This window comes from Psychromonas arctica (assembly GCF_038155225.1).
Lineage (GTDB): Bacteria > Pseudomonadota > Gammaproteobacteria > Enterobacterales > Psychromonadaceae > Psychromonas > Psychromonas arctica_B.
Window position 1 is genome coordinate 15,495 of sequence record NZ_JBAKBA010000031.1, and the last position, 19,227, is coordinate 34,721.

Below are 19,227 nucleotides of genomic sequence, written 5' to 3' on the forward strand. Positions count from 1 at the left end.
ATATAAACACACCACTTACATGCAATAAGGAATAAAAATGAAATCTCCATTTTTAAGTGCCGTTAGTGAAAACATGCGTTTGAAGTTTTATGCAGAAAAAACCATCAAAGCTTACGTTTATTGGATAAAATGCTATATCTACTTCAATAATAAACAACCCCCATTTACTTGCCATGACGCTGAAGTCGAATCTTTTCTTTCTCATCTAGCGAATACAAAAAAAGTCGCGCCACCTTTTTATTCTAAGATAATGTCAAGCCTTAGCCCTAAATGCATTAGTTTCTTTATATCGAGAGTTTTTAGACAAACCTTTAACGCTAGCGCTCAAGTTTAATAAAACAAGTACACAACCCAAATTACCCATAGTCTTAACGCCTGAAGAAGTATCTCGTTTATTAAAGGAAATCCCTCCTACATTATTACTTCCATGTTATTTATTGTATGGCAGCGAGTTGCGATTAATAGAAGCGGTTAGGTTACGCATTCAAGATATTGATTTTGATTATCTATCAATCAACATTTGGCATGCGAAAGGAGGTAAACATAGACGTGTAACGTTAGCACCTGAACTCAAAATTCCTTTGCAAAACCAAATAATAAAAGCTAATTTTTATTATAAAGGAGCCTATTTACCGCATGCTTTGGCAGGTAAATATCCTAATGCGGCGAAGGAATTTAAATGGCATTATCTCTTCCCTTCAACGCAGCTTTCAATCGAACCCGGCACGAATAATTTAAGACGCCACCACATTCACGAAACGAGTATTCAAAAAACAATCAAAAAAACAGCTCAAAGACTAGATTTAAATAAACATGTAACAGCGCATACATTACGCCATTCCTTTGCTACTCATTTATTACAAAGAGGATCTGATATTCGAACCGTGCAAGAACAATTGGGCCATACAGATATTCGTACAACTCAAATCTACACTCATGTATTACAAGCTGGTGCAAATTGTGTCAGAAGCCCGCTATCAGATTTGATGCTCGATAAAAAATAAAGTAAGAGAAGCTTAATTGTTATGTGAAATAATATTATTTAAGGGTTTTAGATCGTAAGGAGCAAGAAGCTACAATCTGTAGCTTCTTGCTCTGCCACAATAAAACGCATTTCAGTATTAATAAGTGGTGTTTAAGCTCTTATTGTAAGATCTTTTTTAATAGGTTGAGAGCATCTTACAAATCGTCTTACATTTTTAAGTGATTCGATGAACAACTGATCAGCGCTTTCAGACATAAAAAAACCCGCAAGCTTATATGGTAAAAGCATTGCGGGTTTTCTCGTACCTTGTCGGTACTTAATGTGGCGGAGAACAAGAGATTCGAACTCTCGAAGGGTTGCCCCTTACACACTTTCCAGGCGTGCGCCTTCAGCCACTCGGCCAATTCTCCGTAAATGTTCATTAATTAATCTATTACTTAAGATGTATCAATGAAGCGAGCGCATGATAATTAACTCAGTGCTTTAAATCAACCGTTAACATTCATAATTCCGTGATTTATAACAATTCTTGTCTTAAATAGACTGATGCGCCTAATAATCCAGGATTTTCATGGGTGATTAAATAGGTTGGGATAGTTTGTAAATAGTCTTTGAAACGTCCTTTTGCTTCAAAGAAGGTTCTGAATTCACTATTTTTAAAAAACTCTACAAAACGAGGCACGATGCCGCCCGCAATATAAACACCGCCTTTACAGTCTAAACTGAGTGCTAAGTTACCAGCGAAGCCGCCCATTGCTTGGCAAAATAAGGTTAAGGTTTGGGTGGCTAATTCACATTCATTATTTAGTGCTGCTTTTGTAATGTCTGCCGCTTCAAAAAACTCAGGTTGTTTACCTGCTAATCGACAAAGCGCGTGATAAATATTAACTAAGCCTTGTCCTGATAAAAAGCGTTCTGCTGAAACATGCCCAAACTGTGCTTGTAGTAATAATAAAACGTCTGCTTGTTGTGAAGTATTAGGCGCAAAGCTGGTATGGCCGCCTTCTCCGTCTAAGCTAACCCACTTTTCACCTTGTTTGATGAGATGTGAAACACCTAAGCCAGTACCAGGGCCAAATATCGCTTTGACGCCATCAGTTACAGCTTCACCACCACCAATTTTTATTTTTTGGTTGTCTGGTACAAAAGGCACGGCAAAAGAGATCGCTGTATAGTCATTGATCACATGTAGTTCTTGTAGTGAGAATTTATGTTTAAACTCTTTTTTTGAAAATTGCCAATTCAGGTTAGTCATGGTGACGAGATCATTTTCTACAGGGCAAGCAATACCAATACACAGGTTAATGACAGGTTCTTGAAAAGTGGTAAAGTATTGAGCAATGGCCGCTTCGAGCGTAATAAATTGTGCACATGGGTATTCTCTTACTTTGGAGATTTCTGTTGTTGCTATGTCTAACACCGCTAACCGTATATTGGTACCGCCTACATCTGCAATCACTGATAACATAAACCTACTCCTGATTATTCAACATCATGTTTGATAAAGAGACTGATCGATTTCTCAATTCTTTAAGTTAAATTTTAAATTTTTGATCTTAAACATTATTAGCCTGTAATAAAATGACATAAATTCGTCACTAATCTATTATACTTTGTTATTGAAAATGTTCTTTTATGTAGTTTTATTTCATTTTCAGTTATAAATTTTCAGTCAGCATGCCCATTACTAGTCGCCAACTTTTTACTACCGAGTGAATAATAAAATGAACACGTTAGAGCTAATTAAAAAAAACCTTGATACTTTTAGTAAATCCGAACGCAAAGTAGCAGAAGCGATTTTGGCTTCACCTGAAACTGCTATTCACTCTAGCATAGCAAATTTGGCTAAAACTGCCGAAGTGAGTGAACCAACGGTAAATCGTTTTTGTCGCCGTTTAGATACTAAGGGCTTCCCTGATTTTAAACTACATTTAGCACAAAGTTTAGCCAATGGCACGCCTTATGTGAACCGTAATGTAAATGAAGACGATGGCCCTGAAGCGTATACTTCGAAAATTTTTGAATCGACGATGGCTTGTTTGAACACGGCTAAAAATGGGCTAGATACTAACCTCATTAATCGTGCTGTTGATGTGTTGACACAGGCGAATAAGATCTCTTTTTTCGGTTTAGGCGCTTCTTCTTCTGTTGCACATGACGCGCTTAATAAATTTTTCCGCTTTAATATTCCTGTTTCTTGTTTTGATGACATCGTAATGCAACGTATGAGCTGTATTAATAGTAGTGAAGGTGATGTGATTGTTTTAATTTCTCACACTGGCCGAACTAAACTGTTAGTAGAAGTGGCGCAACTTGCTCGAGAAAATGATGCCTTTGTTATTGCGTTAACGGAAGCGAATTCGCCGTTAGCCGAACAAAGTAATTTGGTGCTATCTTTAGGTGTGCCGGAAGACACTGATGTTTATATGCCAATGTCTTCACGTATTGCACAGCTGGTATTAATTGATGTACTAACTACTGGCTTTACTTTACGCCGTGGTGCAAAATTTAGAGACAACTTAAAGAAAGTAAAAGTTGATATTCAAGATTCTCGTTTTGAAAAAACCGGCGATGAAGAGTATTAACAGTATTAGCGTGTTAATGTGTGAAAGCATTAATATAATATAATCAGAACAGAACAGAACAGAACAGAACAGAACAGAAAAAGAATAATTAAAATAAGTTCATTAACCCTCTTTAGCCTTATATTTTTTTATATGTAACAGGAGTTAACATGGCAAGACGTACGAAAATAGTAACTACTTTAGGCCCAGCAACGGATCGCGATAATAATTTAGAAAAAATCATTGCCGCTGGCGCTAATATGGTACGTATGAACTTCTCTCACGGGGAAGCTGCGGATCATGTGAAACGTGCACAGCAAGTAAGAGAAATCGCTGTTAGATTAGGCAAAGAAGTGGCGATCATGGGTGACTTACAAGGCCCAAAAATTCGTGTATCTACTTTTGAAAATAATAAAATACAGTTAGCTGTAGGTGATAAATTCACGCTGGATAGTGATATTGAAAAAGGTCAAGGTAATCAACAAGAAGTTGGTCTTGACTACAAAACATTGCCACAAGAAGTAGAAGCTGGCGATGTCTTATTATTAGACGATGGCAGAGTACAACTTAAAGTTGAATCTGTTAATGGTAATAAGGTTCATACGGTTGTCACCATCGGAGGCCCTTTATCTAATAATAAAGGGATTAATAAGCAAGGCGGTGGTTTATCTGCTGCGGCGTTAACTGACAAAGATAAAAGAGACATTTTTACAGCCGCTGAAATTGGTTGTGATTACTTAGCGGTTTCTTTTCCACGTAACGGTGCGGATATTCATTACGCACGTAAGCTCGCTCAAGAAGCAGGTTGTTTTGCTAAGATTGTAGCAAAAGTTGAACGTGCTGAAGCAGTTGAAACAAAAGAAGCACTAGAAGATATTATTTTAGCGTCTGACGTTGTGATGGTGGCTCGTGGTGATCTTGGCGTTGAAATTGGTGATGCCCGTTTAGTGGGTGTTCAAAAAGATATGATCCGTACTGCTCGTCGTTTGAATCGCATTGTTATTACTGCGACACAAATGATGGAATCGATGATCAGTGCTCCAATGCCAACACGTGCTGAAGTCATGGATGTTGCTAATGCGGTACTCGATGGTACAGATGCGGTGATGTTATCTGGTGAAACAGCGGCTGGTGACTACCCTGTTGAAACGGTTAAAGCGATGAGTGATGTTTGTATTGGGGCTGAAAAACATCCTAGTATTAATGTTTCAAATCACCGTATCAATCATACTTTTGATGATCCGGGTGAAGCATTAGCTATGACTACTATGTATGCTGCGAACCATACTAACGGTGTAACGGCGATTGTTGCACTGACGGCTTCAGGCTCTACGCCACTGTTAATGTCTCGTTTAAGTTCTGGTTTACCGATTTATGCCTTATCGAGTAATCAGCAAACATTGAATTACTGTGCTTTATACCGTGGTGTGACACCGGTTAAATTTGAATCAACAACGACAAGTAGTGTTGAGTTCATTGCGAATGCATTAGATACATTAAAAGCAGCAAACTTAATTAAAACAGGTGATTTAATCCTGTTAACGCACGGTGACAATATTGAACAAGGTTTCACCAATACGTGTAAGATCATTAAAATTTAATGGAGGGTAGTAATACCTCTCACACTTATTATTTGAATCTAAGTGATCTCATTAGGTGTTTTATTTTACTTATTTAACGTAATTGGTAAAGACGACACATTTTAATGAGATAAATTAAAAAGCCCCACTATTGATATCAATAGTGGGGCTTTTTATCACTCTTTAAAAAATAAACGCTAGGCTTAAGGCATAGCTAATACCAAAAGAATTAATAAGGTGATCATTCTTGCTGGTATAATTTTAAAAAGCTGTGTTTATTCTTTTGGTGCTGTTTCTGAAAACATTGGATCAGTGTTAGCAAGATCTAATACTTTCTGTAATTCAGGGTAGCTTTCTAATGAGATAAGGTTTCTGAATAGAGCCCAATCTAGAAAAATAGCTAATCTTGTTTCAGCATCTGTCAGTGGTAATGCATCGCTAAAGCTTTTGTCATTAATCGCCGCTAATCCAGATTCAATACGTTTTTGTTGACGTGTTAAGTAAACACTTTTTTCAGGTGTTATTCCGTCAAACTTACCTAACATGACTAAATTAACACAAGCATCTAGCACTGTGTTGGTCATATGGTATAGCTCTACTTCTTCCACATCAGTTAAAAAACCTTCGCCAGCTAGTTCATAGATATGCGTTAAAATTGAGGTTGAATCCGTTAATTTTAATTCACAATCAATTAATAGCGGTACTTTTTTAGTGGGTGATAATTCAGCACTTTGCGTTGCATCTATTTCAATAAAGTCACAATCAAGCTTTGTTTGTAACAAAGCAATACGACAATGGCGAACAAAAGGTGAAGTATAGCTACCGTATAATTCCATAGGAGACCTTACATTTAAAATAACAATTTATGATGATAAACAACAATGTATAACGACTAACACTGTAAAGGAAACTTACTTTATGGGCATACTAATTATTAGTCAACTAGCTAAATCTATTAATGTAACTAATGGTTCAGATTTAGCGCTAGTATCAAACGATTACCGTTATCATTCATTGTTAAATAGGCAGCACTCTATTACGTCCTAAGCTTTTAGCCTTGTAGAGATATTCATCTGCACGTGCAATAAAGTCAGTCATCGTTTCATCAGGTTTACTTTCAACCACGCCAAATGAAGCAGTAATACTATTAATGACTTGACCAGAACGTTTGTCTTTTAATGATAACTTTTCTAGTTTTTTACGTATCGCTTCTGCAAAGTGTCGAGCAATGCGAATGTTCGTTTTAGGTAATAACATCACAAACTCTTCACCACCAAAACGGTAAGCAGTGCTTTCGTCTCGCATACTTTCATTAATTTTTCGACCGACTGCCTTTAAGACTTGGTCACCCAATAAATGTCCCCAGGTATCGTTAAATTTTTTGAAGTGATCAATATCGCAAAGAATAAGGCATAAGCCTTTGGTATCCGCTTGCAGGTAGGCAGATAATTCAGTGTCAAATGCATAACGATTAAACAACCCCGTCAAGGAGTCATACATGGCTGCATTGCGACTCTCTGCTAACTGTACTTTTAAATTTCCAATTTCTTTGGTTGCCATCGCTAAACTATTACCAAAAAACTGCGTTGCACTGCGCATGTGTTTTGCATCTTTCTCTAATGTTTTCAGCAAGCCAACCACTTCATCAAGTGACCACCCTTCTTCTTCTACTTTACTAATATTGGCGACATTTTTTTCAAAGGATTGAGCAAATTCATTGGTATCGGAGTGAGTATCCGTTACTAGCTGATCAAGCTGCGTCATCATTTTTTCAATGGTTGAACGAAACTCCCAAGTACCGGCCTCTAAAGGAGAGCTAACATGTTCTCTATATAATGATTCAGCTTGAATTGGCGGACAAATGCTGGAGGAAGCTAATAGGTGATCCATCGATTCTTTTAAAGCTAAATTCTTTTCTGCCACATAATGATACCAAAGTGCATAATTACTTGGTGTAGTAGGCACTGAGTATTTCATCATTAACGGCAGTGCTTTTTTTAAATTATTCGCAGATTCTACAATTAGTTCTTTGCTCATCGGTCACTTTCTTATCTATCCATGAATTTAATACTTAAAATTATAAACCCTAAAGAGGTATCTATGTATAAAAATTGTTTATTAGAAAACATTATATGAAGTTATAAGTTGATAATTAGACATGGCGCAACAAAAATTTAATTGAAAATATTTTTAATTTACTTAGAAGCTAGCCTTAAAGCACTGATTTTAATTAAAAAAAAAGCAAAACCTATTTTCACTGATCTTACTCAATAATTGTTATCACATGTACATTTACAAGACATTATAAAGCAAGTATTCTTGCGCCCCTGCGCATTATGGCGCTACTTATTCCTACTAATTATGCAACTTAATTTTAAGTAAAGGTAAAACAGAGTGACACAAAGAAAATCATTTACGCTAGGCACAATATTAACTTTTATCCTTCCATCATTGGTTGGATTGATATTGTTTATGGCACCAATTCAATACGATAACGCACTGACTATACCAATTGCGATTATTTCAAAAGCGTTGCAAGCTTTTTTAGGCGACTCGATTACTTTGATCGTGACTTTGGTCGTGTTAATTACCGCGGTGTTAAGCTTAATTTGTAAGTTGTTTAATCCGATGATTTTACAGCAATCTAAATTTATCCACGGTTTATTAAACGTTAGTCCTGTTTGGTTAGCTATTCGGTTATTAGGTGCATTTTTCATTGCTGCAACTTATTGGCGCTTTGGATCTGAAATGATCTACTCTTCAAATACCGGTGCATTGGTATTAAATGACTTATTGCCAGTTTTACTGTGTGTCTTCTTTTTTGCTGGACTGTTATTACCCTTGTTATTGAACTTTGGCTTATTAGAATTATTTGGCACTTTGTTAACGAAAGTGATGCGACCAGTATTTAACTTACCAGGGCGCAGTGCCATTGACTGTATGGCCTCTTGGTTAGGCGATGGAAGTGTTGGTATTTTAATGACCAGCAAACAGTATGAGTCACGTTTTTATACTCAACGTGAAGCGGCGGTTATTGGTACCACCTTCTCTGCGGTTTCAATTACCTTTTCATTAGTGGTTATTTCACAAGTTAAATTAGAGTACTTATTTTTACCGTTTTATTTAGCGGTATGTGCTGCGGGTATTGTGGCGGCGATTGTGGTGCCTAAATTACCTCCGTTACGCAATAAAAAAGATCTTTATATTGATGGTTCTGCTCGTCAAGAAAACGATGAAAAAACGCCTGAAGGACATCATGTTTTATCATGGGGGCTTCATCAAGCATTAACCCGTGCAGAGCAATCGAATGGTATAAAATCAACATTACAAGATGGCATTAAAAATGTCATTGATATGGTGTTTGGTGTTATTCCTGTGGTGATGGCTATTGGTACTGTTGCGTTGATGATTGCTGAATATACACCCATCTTCAATTACCTTGGTATGCCATTTATTCCATTACTTGAGTTATTACAAATACCGGAAGCAGAGCAAGCATCAACAACCATTGTGGTTGGGTTTGCAGATATGTTCCTTCCCTCGATTTTAGCGGCGTCTATTGAATCAGACATGACACGCTTTATTATTGCGGCGATGTCTGTCACACAGTTAATTTACATGAGTGAAGTGGGCGCATTATTGCTAGGTAGTAAAATTCCAGTGAGCATTAGCGAATTGTTTATTATATTTATTCTACGTACTTTGGTAACGTTACCAGTTATTACTGCTATCGCACATCTTATATTTTAAATAATTGCGAAGATAAGAACGTAAAATTTATGCTATCTAACGCAATATGAAGTAAAGTAAAAAACAGTCGAAACAGATTGATAGTAAACGATAAAAGCGAATGATAACAGGACAATTATCATTCGCTTTTTCATCATAAATGGATGCACTGAATATTCGAATTTAAAAGTTCAAGCGCTTTAAACGTGCTCATATTTAGATTAACAAGCAAAGGGAAAGCAACATGGATATTGCATTATATCTTCACGCAATGACGGGGTTATTAGTTATCATCGATCCTATCGGTTCTGCATTAATCTTTAACTCATTAACCGCGAATAGTGACCAAAAACACCGCAACTTAATGGCAGTCAAGTCCGTTATTATTAGTGGTATTACACTTATTTTATTTGGTAATTATGGTGAGGCTTTATTTTTACAGTTAGGGATTAATATCAATTCGCTACGTATATCAGGTGGTTTATTACTGTTTTACACTGCGTTTATTATGATCACTCAAGAGTTGAAGTTTGCGAATACAGGAAAAAACTCTGACATTTCAGTCTTCCCAATGTCCATTCCTTTATTAGCAGGTCCAGGTACATTAACCTTAGCAATTCTTTTATTCTCACAAAATACCGAAGGACATGATTCAATTCTTTCCGTGAGTGCTGCGATTGTGAGTGTATTAATCATCACTTTAGTCGCTATGGTTGCCTCTAAATACCTTAAAAAAATGATTGGTAAAACAGGTGATGAAATATTACGTCGCTTCTTAGGTGTTATTCTTGCTGCATTAGCAATCCAGTTTATTTATGAAGGTATTCGTAATATTTCGATGTAGCCAATCGCTTTAAAGTGAAGATAAACGTTGAATGAAAATTGCCTTTACTCCCAATAAACACCTTGTTTACTGGGAGTATTTTTTAATAGATGAGACGGAGTTTATTCTCAGTTATTTGTTAACAGTTGTTTGTTAAAAAAAGTCATCGTTATTGCTTATCAACACTTCCATAACATTTATTACAACTTTTCTAGCAACTTAAAAGTAAAAATAATTAAACCATGCATACTCTATACCCGTTACCATTCTAGGTAACAGGTATAAACTGTTTAAATAATCAATCATTCAACACTACGTTATTGCTTAATATCAATAAGACACTAAATGAGATCATTCAAAATAGATCGATGAACTTTTCTTTCAAGGCTCAATGTAAAGAATAAGTTTAAAAGCTAAATTTGAAAGGCTATTTAAAAGGAAACTTAAAGGTTATTTCAAAAAAAACAGTTGAAGAATAAAATAATAAATTCAGTTGCACATGCAACATAAGCCGACAATAAGACTCAACATTAGAAGGATTTTCACATGAAAAAACACATTCTTTGCTCTATCGATTTAGCTTATACAAAAGAAGCGGCTGCAATATTAGTTGAAGCAGAAAAACAAGCGAGTCTGGATGACGCAAAACTGACGATCATTACCGTGATACCTGATTACAGATCCTCTTGGGTAGGGTCATTTTTTAAAGAAGGCACGTTACGAAAAGCAGCACTAGCAGCAAGTGAAGAGCTTCGTGAACTGGTCAAAAACACTTTACCCGATCAAGAAAATATTAAATGTATTGTTGAAGTAGGCGTTGTTTATGAACAGGTATTGAACAATATTAAAAAACTAAAAATTGATTTGGTTGTATTAGGGGCACATAAACCGAATGTGATCGATCGATTAATTGGACCAAATGCCTCAAGAATTGTGCGCAAATCTCCTGCATCAACCTTGGTGATCAGATTAAATTAATTCAATTGGTCAGTGTTGGCATAATAAGGCTGAGTTAGTTTTTATTTTCAATCTAAAAACAACTTAGCCTATTTCAACTTATGTATTTTATCTGACATTTTCTCTGGAATAATCAACGACACTTAAGGAATAAATTGCACTGTTTATCTGAAACCGAGGAAGATTAAAAGTCTAAATTAAGTTGTTGTTCTTTTATTTCAGGTTTTAACATGACACTGAGACCAAGTAATCTAATCTCTCTACCTTTTTGCCTTTGAAGTATTTCTTGCAGAAGTTCACGAAAATGGTCGAGATCTAACTGATTTTGTCCATGCTCTATCGTTGTTAATTGAAAGTCAGCGAACTTTACCTTAATGCCCTGCTTTGTGATCTCTTTCGATGGCGAAGCTCGCTCTAATCGTTTATCTAATTCATGATAAAGCTTTTGTTCAATGAACTCCCAGCACTGTTCGAAAGTAGAAATATTAGTTGAAAAGGTACGCTCTACTCCGACTGATTTACGTTCACGTTCGGTGATCACTTCTCGATTATCAATACCATGACTGTAGTTCCACAATGACAATCCCATTCGACCATACTTTCTCAATAACTCCCGATAATCGGTATGTTTAATATCTTCACAAAGGTAGAAATTGCCTTGATGAAGTTTCTTTAAACTCACCTTTCCCACCCCAGGGATTTTCTCTAATGGCAACATATCAATGACGCCTTGAACGTCATTAGGCGGTATCACAAATTGCCCATCAGGTTTATTCATATCTGACGCTACTTTGGCCAAGAATTTAATAGGGGCAACGCCTGCTGAAGCTGTTAGGTTTAATTCATTACGGATATCATTTCTAATCGCTTCTGCAATCAATGTCGCTGAACCGTGTAATTGCTTGCAATCTGTTACGTCTAGAAAAGCTTCGTCTAACGATAAAGGTTCGATAATTTGTGTGTAACGTAGGAAAATAGCTCGAATCTGCTTAGAAACATCTTTATAAACTTGCATGCGCCCTGGTACCACGGTTAAGTGAGGGCATAATTTTAAAGCTTGGGAAGTTGGCATTGCTGAATGTACGCCATATTTACGTGCATCATAGTTACATGTACTTATTACACCACGTTGAAGTGTGCTACCTCCGACGGCAAGCGGGATATCTCTGTAACTTGGCTCATCGCGCATTTCGACCGATGCGAAAAATGAGTCCATATCAATATGTACAATTTTACGTTGAACCTGAGCTTTAGAGGTCGCCTTATTTTCAGGGAGGATCACATCAGCACACATATTAGGGTAACCTTAATACACAAAAGTAAGATGGCGATTTAACAACCTCATGAACTACATCCCTACCTATTTAAAACCTGTTTTTATATCCAGTTAATTTTATGGTAATAATCAAAAATTACAAGTACAAATAAAAATTCTGTGATACGTTTGACATTACCCTTAGGGGAAGGGTTAGGCTTTGTATATCGAATAACTATTCAGTAATTTCTGAGTAGACATTAAGCCGGAGGTAACTTCTATGACAGCACTACAACAAGTAACGTTTCCCGTTTATGGAATGAACTGCGCATCATGTGCGAGCAAATTAACGACTGCTTTTAACGAGATTGACGGCATTGAAGCCAACGTGAATATCACTTTAGAAAAAGCGACACTCTCTATTGATGAAGCAGCATTAGCGACTCCGATAGCAACTGAAGTTGTATCGGTATTGCAAAAAAAAGGCTACCAAACTGATTATCAACAAATCAGTTTTGAAGCAGATTGGTCATGTTCAAGTTGTGTTGAAACCACCTTGAATGCCCTTAAAAAACATCCGTTAGTTCTGGATGTTAAAGCAAACTTTGCAACACAAATGGTTTACATTGAAACCTTAGAAAGCTTTATTAATGATCAATTTATTGAACAGTTAATCGTGTTAAGTCCTTATAAGTTAACACGTAAAATTGCAATTACTTCACAACAACAATTACAGAAAAAACAACAACAAGAACAAAAAAAGCAGCAAAAAGAGAAATTAAGTCTAGCGTTCGCTGTTTTACTAAGTTTGCCATTTTGGTTAGCAATGATAAACATGGTGTTTAGTGACACGCCATTATTAGCACCTTGGTTAGAATTAGCATTAGCAACACCACTGCAATTTATTGTTGGGGCTCGCTTTTATAAAGGCGCTTGGAGCAGTATTAAAAACTTCTCCGCTAATATGGATGTATTAGTTGTTTTAGGGACGTCAGCAGCTTACTTCTTTAGTCTGTATATGCTCCTAGAAGGCAGTACTGCCCACCTTTATTTTGAAACAAGTGCATTAGTCATTGTGTTGATTCGATTAGGTAAATACTTGGAATTTCGTGCTAAGCAAGCGAGTAGCAAAGCCGTCAGTGCATTAAGTCAATTACAAGCGATCGGCGCATTAGTTAAAAAAGGTAAAGAGTTTAAACGTGTATTAATTGAACATGTGCAAGTTAATGACCTGATACAAATTGCAGCTGGCGATAAAGTGCCTGTTGACGGTGTGATTGTGGAAGGTAGCAGTTATTTAGATGAAGCGTTATTAACGGGTGAAAGTCGCCCTATTTTAAAAAATATAGGTGATGAAGTTTTTGCAGGCACACTCAATGGTGATGGTGTGTTATTAATGAAGAGTACCGCCGTTAATGAACAAACTAAGTTGCACCAAATAATACAACTTGTTGAATCAGCTCAAATGAGTAAAGCCCCTATTTTGCAGTTGGTCGATAAAATAAGTTCTATTTTTGTGCCGATCGTTTTAGGGATTGCAGTCATTACTTTTGGTGCTTGGTGGTTCGTCGGTGGCGACTTTGAACAAGCCTTGATGCACAGTGTTGCCGTATTAGTGATTGCTTGTCCTTGTGCGTTAGGTTTAGCGACACCCACAGCGATGGTAGTTGGTACAGGTTTAGCTGCTCAAAAAGGTATTCTAATAAAAGATATCAACACGCTACAGCTTGCTCATAAACTTAACCATATTGCATTTGATAAAACAGGCACATTAACGAAAGGACAAGTCAGCTTAGATAATATTACGTCGTTTCATCATGACTTCTTTTCGTTATTATTAGGTTTACAACAAGCAAGTAAGCACCCTATTGCTAAAGCGGTCATTGATCATTGCCAATCACTTGATGTTAAAGCCGTAGAAGTAAGTGACATTCAAAGTATTCATGGTGAAGGTATCCATGGTCGCTTTAATGATGACGATCTTATTGCAGGTAATAGCAAATTATTAGCACGTTTTAATATTAATTTAACTGAACAACTTGCCATACATGCGGTGAATGTAGATCAAGAGCAAAATATCATTTATGTTTGTTATCAACAGACTTTAATTGGTTACTTTGTCATTGCAGATCAACTTCGCCCAGAGAGTAAAGAAGCGATTGAAGATCTTCATAAATTAGGTTTATCGACCATTTTACTTAGCGGCGATAAACATAGTGTTGTACAGGCGATGAGTAAGCAGTTAGGTATTAAAACCTTTTATGCCGAGCAGACCCCAGAACAAAAACTACAACAATTATCGGACTTACAACAAGACTCATTAGTTGCGATGGTCGGAGATGGCGTCAACGATGCACCAGCTTTAGCTAAAGCAGATGTGAGTATTGCAATGGGTGGCGGCAGTGATGTTGCAAAACAAACGGCAGCGATGACCTTAATGCGTGATGACCCTCGCTTAATTGCAGTAGCGATTAAACTTTCACGAGCAACTTGGTCAACGATTCGTCAGAACTTATTTTGGGCGTTTATATTTAACACGTTAGCGATTCCTGCGGCAGCATTTGGTTATCTCAACCCAACGATTGCGGCGATAGCAATGACGATATCGAGCTTAACGGTATTAAGTAACTCATTGTTATTAAAACGTACTCGTCTTAAATAAACGAATCAAAGTCCGTTAATAAATTCATTAACGGACTTATTTAAATATTGGAGAATCTATATGTTGTCAATTAGCCAAGTAGCTCAAGAGACAGGGTTATCAGTCAAATCTATTCGACACTATGAATCTATTGGCCTGATCAGCCCTCCGCCAAGAGAGGAAAATGATTATCGATTTTATACCAAGGAAATTATCCAGCAGTTGCATTTTATTTATAAAACAAAGCAAGCTGGCTTTACGTTAAAAGAGTGTAAAGCGTTGTTGTTGTTATGTGAAAATGAAGATAGAAACAGCGCCGATGTTAAGAAGATAGCATTAGAGAAAATTAAAGAAATCGAAGAGCGTATTAAGCAGCAACAAGCAATAGTCGATCAGTTAACTAAAATAACTCAACAGTGTCCGGGTGATGAACATTCAGACTGTAGTATCATCGATGCTTTTAGTCGCTCTTAAGCCATATTGAACCTGATATACCCGTTACCGATTACATTCAATAAGTATAATAAAAACAGTCATAAAGAACGAACCATAAAAAACCCAGTTATAAACTGGGTTTTTTATTTGTCTCAATATTTTACTGAGGTATACCTTTAGTGAAAAGTATCATCAAATCGAAAGAAAACTAATTATTCTTTTCTTTTAACGAGCCTAGTTCAACACGTTCTTCATTTCTACCTGCATTAGGGTCGTTAAATACATCAACGTCCATCTCACCTTCTGATTTAGCAACGATACAAGTCACTACACTATCACCGGTAATATTAACGGCGGTACGGATCATGTCTAACAATCTATCAACACCAATGATCATTGCAATACCTTCAACAGGTAAACCAACTTGGTTTAATACCATTGCTAACATGATCAAACCAACGCCTGGTACACCAGCAGTACCGACAGAAGCTAGGGTAGCGGTCATGATCACTGCAGCATAGTCAGATAAAGTTAAATCAATATTAAACGCTTGTGCAATAAATACAGTCGCAACACCTTGCATGATGGCAGTACCATCCATGTTGATAGTTGCCCCTAAAGGTACAGTAAATGAAGCAACCTTATTATTAACACCTAGGTATTTAGTTGCTGTTTCTAATGTTACTGGGATTGTTGCATTTGATGATGCCGTTGAAAATGCAAAAGTGATTGCTGTTTCCATTTTTTTGAAGAATTTAACAGGGCTTAATCCTGTAAATACTTTCAAGAAAGTACTGTAAGTAATTAAAGCATGCAAAATCAGTGTCGCACTTAATACTAAGAAGTAATTAATGAGATTAAAGATCGCATCTAAACCAATTTCACTAAATAACTTCGCCATTAAGAAGAATACACCGTAAGGTGCAATATTCATTAACATCACTACTAGTTTCATGATCACTTTGTTGAGATCAAAAAAGGTTGCTGCTATGCGCTCCCCTGCACTACCCGATGAACTAACAGCGACACCAAACAATATTGCAAACACAATAATTTGTAGAGTATTACCTTCAGCCATTGAGCTAATAGGGTTCGTTGGGAACATGTTAATAATTACATCGCCTAACGATGGTGCTTCTTTAGATGCAAAGGTAGTTGCTTGAGCTAAGTCGATACCAACACCTGGTTCAAAGATATTAGCCATCAAAATAGCAAGTGAAATAGCAATCGCAGTTGTCACCATATAAAAAGACAGGGTTTTTCCGCCTAAACGCCCTAATGTAGACATATCTTTTAAACTGCTTGTTCCGCAAACTAAAGAAACAAAAATAAGTGGAACAACTAACATTTTAAGCGTGGCAATAAAGATCTTACCGCCCACATAAAATAGCCCATTAACAATATAATCTTGAACAAATGCAACGTCAGCAAAGATTGTACGGATTAAGAACCCTGTAAATATACCAATCCCCATGCCGATTAAGACTTTCTTGGTCAATGACATTTTATTTTTTACTGCTGTCATAATAATTCCTTATATTTCATAAAATTACCCTTTAAATTTTTATAAACATGACGATATCGCACTAGGAATATGAGTATTAAACTTTTCTCGTAATCCATTACAAACAAGTCGAATTTCTCGTATTTTCTTAATGCTAATATCTGAATTAGTGCGACATGTTCATAAAAATAAAGGGGCTGATACTTAAAGCGGCAGTACCTATACCCGTTATCATTCAAGGTACAAAAATCAGCAAGCGGTGAAGTGAACAAATGCTAGGCAGAAAGTGGAAGATTTAACGGGTTAAATCGACACTTTCTAACAACGAAGGTGTTTATACCAATCACACTAATTAACTGATCTATTTTACTTGTTAAAATAACTTATTTCTTCGTTGTAAATTTCGTAAAGGGAATAACCATTAAAGAATTAACATCCTTTGGTTAATTCTCCGATAGACGATTAACGAAGTTAATCTTCGAAAGGCTCAATTTACGCCTTAAACTAAGTCATTTTTCCTGCGCAAAATTTAGATCGCTTATTTAATGTAATCGGTATTACTTCACCGCTTGCCCTCTGGGTCGTTAGCTTTAAAACCAACTCAGTATTACAACCTTCGATAAGGGCTTGCCCTTGTCATCATGTTGCGCCTTGATTTGGAGCCCAAGCTAACGACTGAACAAAGTACATTGAACGATAACGGGTATATACCATAATAATATGAAGATAAGAAAATATTAATTTATCAAAAAAAAGTCGGTAGAGGCTAATTGCACGCCGTTGACAAGGATTGCAACAGTATGTTGTCCACCATAATATTGTCTTGTGGATATTTTTTTGAAGCTAAATGATTTCGAAATCATTTTATTATATTGAGGGATAATCGCTTCAGAAAGTTGGAATATTTTACGTGCCTGCTTGCCATTTTTTTTCATAAAATCAATAGCGAATTCAATACGACATTTATTAAGAGGTAAACCTTTTTGATGTTGTATCTGACAAGAAAAATACAAAACTTCACCAAGTTGTACGCTTGGATCCGCCATTAAACCGATAACGTTTATGTTTTTTGGTGGTAAAAAACCAAATAAACTTAACGCATCAGGGTAGGCTTGTTTTAATAAACTTCTGCAAGCATGTTTAACAAGACGTTTAGTGTGTATCGAATCACTTTCTGTTAACCAACGTTGAGCAATATCAATCACCACATCAGGATGATCCTTGGCAATATCATTTAGGTTATTTGCTACGCTACGACGAACGTATTCACTCTCATCATTTTTCAACGATTCTAAAATAGGTAATAAGTAACTTGGATCTTTTTTAAATGAAGGTAATGCCATTGCCCAAGGTAATCGAGGACGTGCACCTTCTGAAGCCAATCGACGTATATGATGATTATCACTTTTTGTCCAAGCTAATAAGATGCAGTGCATTTGTTCAGGGTGTAGTTCAATAAAAGGTCTAACGGCAAATTCTGCGCTGGCAAACTGTGTAATATGAGCCAGTGCATCGATAGAAGCGGTTAATTCATCTAAGCCAAATAACTCAACAAAAGCAGGGATAAACATGCCTTTGTAGCTAGTGAAGTGCAGTGAAATTTGTTTAATAACGGCGAGCGTTTGTAAATAATCGAGTTCGATAAAAGTATTTAATTGGTGTGCGATATGTTCTGTACGTGCTTTTAGTTCTTTATTTTTCCAATCTTCATTAAAAACTGCATCAATAAAATCATTTTTATGAAAAGTAGGGTAATAATCAGCTACCGCATTTGCGACATGATTAAGGTAGTCATGGTTATAGACATCTTTTAATAAATCAGCCATCTATGTGCCACCTTATTTATAGTCAACAGCGCTATTGATAGGCTTGTTTAATTAAATTGGACACTTGTCATTAACAACTTTTATTTCGCTTATAGTTTTGAACAAACGATTAACAAATAAAAGGACGAATAAAAATGACTAATAACAAGTGAATTAATTACAATACTCGTTCACCAAAATGGAAAACACAGAACTGCCCTTCTTCCATTTTTGTCCACGCTTCATCTTTGGTTAATGGACGAGTGGCAATCACAGTCACAACATCCGTTGCTGAGGTTTCTTCTAGGAAATCAACCGTCATATCTTCATCAATCAACTGTGCTTTACCAAAAGGTGCACGGCGGGTTATCCAATGTAAATTATTAGTGCAGTAACACATGACATATTCGCCATCGCTTAATAGCATATTAAAAACACCTAATGCTTTTAATTGATCGGCATAACGAGCCACCAATCTAAACATATCTAACATGTCTTCAGGTGGTTGTTTAAACTCTTTATGTAATTTATCAATGATCCAACAAAAGGCACGTTCACTATCCGTTTGGCCTACTGGATTCGCGTAGCCCATTTCTAGGTCTTCATAGCCTGTTAGTTGTCCATTATGAGCATACGTCCAATTACGTCCCCACAATTCTCTAATAAAAGGATGTGTGTTCTCTAAATTAACGCCACCACGGTTCGCTTGACGAATATGGCTGATAACCGATTTACTTTTAATAGGGTAACTTTTAACTAACTCAGCAATTTTAGAATCACAGCTTGGGCTAGGATCCTTAAAGCTACGACAGCCTTTACCTTCGTAAAAAGTAATACCCCAGCCATCTTTATGCGGGCCAGTACCACCGCCGCGTTTTACTAATCCACTGAAGCTAAAACAGATATCAGTTGGGACATTGGCACTCATGCCTAATAATTCACACATTGT

At 36.5% G+C, this 19,227-nt stretch carries 14 protein-coding genes, 1 tRNA gene and 1 pseudogene; 8 read left to right on the plus strand and 8 right to left on the minus strand.

The annotated features are described in order from the left end of the window. Window positions 1-37 precede the first annotated feature (37 nt). A pseudogene (locus V6255_RS12870) lies at window positions 38-1,004 on the plus strand (integron integrase). A 303-nt stretch (window positions 1,005-1,307) separates the two neighbouring features. On the opposite strand, the gene V6255_RS12875 reads toward V6255_RS12870, so the two are convergent. Next, window positions 1,308-1,395, minus strand: a tRNA-Ser gene (locus V6255_RS12875). 107 nt (window positions 1,396-1,502) lie between these two features. Next, complete coding sequence (locus V6255_RS12880; protein ID WP_341628523.1) at window positions 1,503-2,453, minus strand: glucokinase; 951 nt, start codon at window positions 2,451-2,453, stop codon at window positions 1,503-1,505. 256 nt (window positions 2,454-2,709) lie between these two features. Here V6255_RS12880 and V6255_RS12885 point away from each other — a divergent pair, with 256 nt between their 5' ends. After that, entirely contained in the window at window positions 2,710-3,570 is an 861-nt protein-coding gene (locus tag V6255_RS12885; RefSeq protein ID WP_341628524.1) for a MurR/RpiR family transcriptional regulator, read from the plus strand. Window positions 3,571-3,719: 149 nt separating this feature from the next. Further along, a complete protein-coding gene (gene pyk / locus V6255_RS12890; protein ID WP_341628525.1) occupies window positions 3,720-5,150 on the plus strand; it encodes a pyruvate kinase in 1,431 nt (476 codons plus the stop codon). Between the two features lie 254 nt (window positions 5,151-5,404). Here pyk and V6255_RS12895 read toward each other — a convergent pair whose 3' ends face one another. Both V6255_RS12895 and V6255_RS12900 read right to left on the minus strand, forming a co-directional pair. Continuing rightward, on the minus strand, window positions 5,405-5,965 hold the full coding sequence (locus tag V6255_RS12895) for a glutathione S-transferase family protein (protein ID WP_160062135.1): 561 nt from the start codon (window positions 5,963-5,965) through the stop codon (window positions 5,405-5,407). Window positions 5,966-6,146: 181 nt separating this feature from the next. Further along, window positions 6,147-7,166 (minus strand): GGDEF domain-containing protein, encoded by a 1,020-nt coding sequence (locus V6255_RS12900; protein ID WP_341628526.1) that lies wholly within the window; start codon window positions 7,164-7,166, stop codon window positions 6,147-6,149. A 357-nt stretch (window positions 7,167-7,523) separates the two neighbouring features. On the opposite strand from V6255_RS12900, the gene V6255_RS12905 reads away from it, so the two are divergent. The 3 genes from V6255_RS12905 (at window position 7,524) to V6255_RS12915 (ending at window position 10,659) form a co-directional block, all read left to right on the plus strand. After that, the gene (locus tag V6255_RS12905; protein ID WP_341628527.1) at window positions 7,524-8,879 is read left to right on the plus strand and encodes a YjiH family protein; all 1,356 of its coding nucleotides are present in this window, start codon (window positions 7,524-7,526) and stop codon (window positions 8,877-8,879) included. 223 nt (window positions 8,880-9,102) lie between these two features. Further along, the gene (locus V6255_RS12910; RefSeq protein ID WP_341628528.1) at window positions 9,103-9,702 is read left to right on the plus strand and encodes a MarC family protein; all 600 of its coding nucleotides are present in this window, start codon (window positions 9,103-9,105) and stop codon (window positions 9,700-9,702) included. A gap of 525 nt (window positions 9,703-10,227) precedes the next feature. Continuing rightward, a complete protein-coding gene (locus V6255_RS12915; RefSeq protein ID WP_341628529.1) occupies window positions 10,228-10,659 on the plus strand; it encodes a universal stress protein in 432 nt (143 codons plus the stop codon). A gap of 163 nt (window positions 10,660-10,822) precedes the next feature. On the opposite strand, the gene dinB is transcribed toward V6255_RS12915, so the two are convergent. Then, window positions 10,823-11,932, minus strand: coding sequence for a DNA polymerase IV (gene dinB, locus V6255_RS12920; RefSeq protein ID WP_341628530.1), 1,110 nt, complete (start codon window positions 11,930-11,932; stop codon window positions 10,823-10,825). A gap of 241 nt (window positions 11,933-12,173) precedes the next feature. Between dinB and V6255_RS12925 the strand changes: the two genes are divergently transcribed. Together V6255_RS12925 and cueR are read left to right on the plus strand one after the other, a co-directional pair. Beyond that, the gene (locus V6255_RS12925; RefSeq protein WP_341628531.1) at window positions 12,174-14,555 is read left to right on the plus strand and encodes a heavy metal translocating P-type ATPase; all 2,382 of its coding nucleotides are present in this window, start codon (window positions 12,174-12,176) and stop codon (window positions 14,553-14,555) included. 60 nt (window positions 14,556-14,615) lie between these two features. Next, window positions 14,616-15,008 (plus strand): Cu(I)-responsive transcriptional regulator, encoded by a 393-nt coding sequence (cueR, locus tag V6255_RS12930; protein WP_341628532.1) that lies wholly within the window; start codon window positions 14,616-14,618, stop codon window positions 15,006-15,008. 169 nt (window positions 15,009-15,177) lie between these two features. Here cueR and V6255_RS12935 read toward each other — a convergent pair whose 3' ends face one another. The 3 genes from V6255_RS12935 to V6255_RS12945 form a co-directional block, all read right to left on the minus strand. Then, window positions 15,178-16,494 carry a dicarboxylate/amino acid:cation symporter gene (locus V6255_RS12935; RefSeq protein ID WP_341628533.1) on the minus strand — a complete coding sequence of 439 codons (1,317 nt, stop codon included), beginning with the start codon at window positions 16,492-16,494 and terminating at the stop codon, window positions 15,178-15,180. 716 nt (window positions 16,495-17,210) lie between these two features. Then, window positions 17,211-18,299 carry a DNA alkylation repair protein gene (locus V6255_RS12940; protein WP_341628534.1) on the minus strand — a complete coding sequence of 363 codons (1,089 nt, stop codon included), beginning with the start codon at window positions 18,297-18,299 and terminating at the stop codon, window positions 17,211-17,213. 157 nt (window positions 18,300-18,456) lie between these two features. Further along, the gene (locus V6255_RS12945) at window positions 18,457-19,224 is read right to left on the minus strand and encodes a class II glutamine amidotransferase (RefSeq protein WP_341628535.1); all 768 of its coding nucleotides are present in this window, start codon (window positions 19,222-19,224) and stop codon (window positions 18,457-18,459) included. Window positions 19,225-19,227 lie beyond the last annotated feature (3 nt).

What these genes read in the sequence shown, in the direction of transcription:
- V6255_RS12880 (WP_341628523.1), bottom strand. Translation starts at nt 2,453, where the DNA reads ATGTTATCAGTGATTGCAGATGTAGGCGGTACCAATATACGGTTAGCG.
- V6255_RS12885 (WP_341628524.1), top strand. Translation starts at nt 2,710, where the DNA reads ATGAACACGTTAGAGCTAATTAAAAAAAACCTTGATACTTTTAGTAAA.
- pyk (WP_341628525.1), top strand. Translation starts at nt 3,720, where the DNA reads ATGGCAAGACGTACGAAAATAGTAACTACTTTAGGCCCAGCAACGGAT.
- V6255_RS12895 (WP_160062135.1), bottom strand. Translation starts at nt 5,965, where the DNA reads ATGGAATTATACGGTAGCTATACTTCACCTTTTGTTCGCCATTGTCGT.
- V6255_RS12900 (WP_341628526.1), bottom strand. Translation starts at nt 7,166, where the DNA reads ATGAGCAAAGAACTAATTGTAGAATCTGCGAATAATTTAAAAAAAGCA.
- V6255_RS12910 (WP_341628528.1), top strand. Translation starts at nt 9,103, where the DNA reads ATGGATATTGCATTATATCTTCACGCAATGACGGGGTTATTAGTTATC.
- V6255_RS12915 (WP_341628529.1), top strand. Translation starts at nt 10,228, where the DNA reads ATGAAAAAACACATTCTTTGCTCTATCGATTTAGCTTATACAAAAGAA.
- dinB (WP_341628530.1), bottom strand. Translation starts at nt 11,932, where the DNA reads ATGTGTGCTGATGTGATCCTCCCTGAAAATAAGGCGACCTCTAAAGCT.
- V6255_RS12925 (WP_341628531.1), top strand. Translation starts at nt 12,174, where the DNA reads ATGACAGCACTACAACAAGTAACGTTTCCCGTTTATGGAATGAACTGC.
- cueR (WP_341628532.1), top strand. Translation starts at nt 14,616, where the DNA reads ATGTTGTCAATTAGCCAAGTAGCTCAAGAGACAGGGTTATCAGTCAAA.
- V6255_RS12935 (WP_341628533.1), bottom strand. Translation starts at nt 16,494, where the DNA reads ATGACAGCAGTAAAAAATAAAATGTCATTGACCAAGAAAGTCTTAATC.
- V6255_RS12940 (WP_341628534.1), bottom strand. Translation starts at nt 18,299, where the DNA reads ATGGCTGATTTATTAAAAGATGTCTATAACCATGACTACCTTAATCAT.
- V6255_RS12945 (WP_341628535.1), bottom strand. Translation starts at nt 19,224, where the DNA reads ATGTGTGAATTATTAGGCATGAGTGCCAATGTCCCAACTGATATCTGT.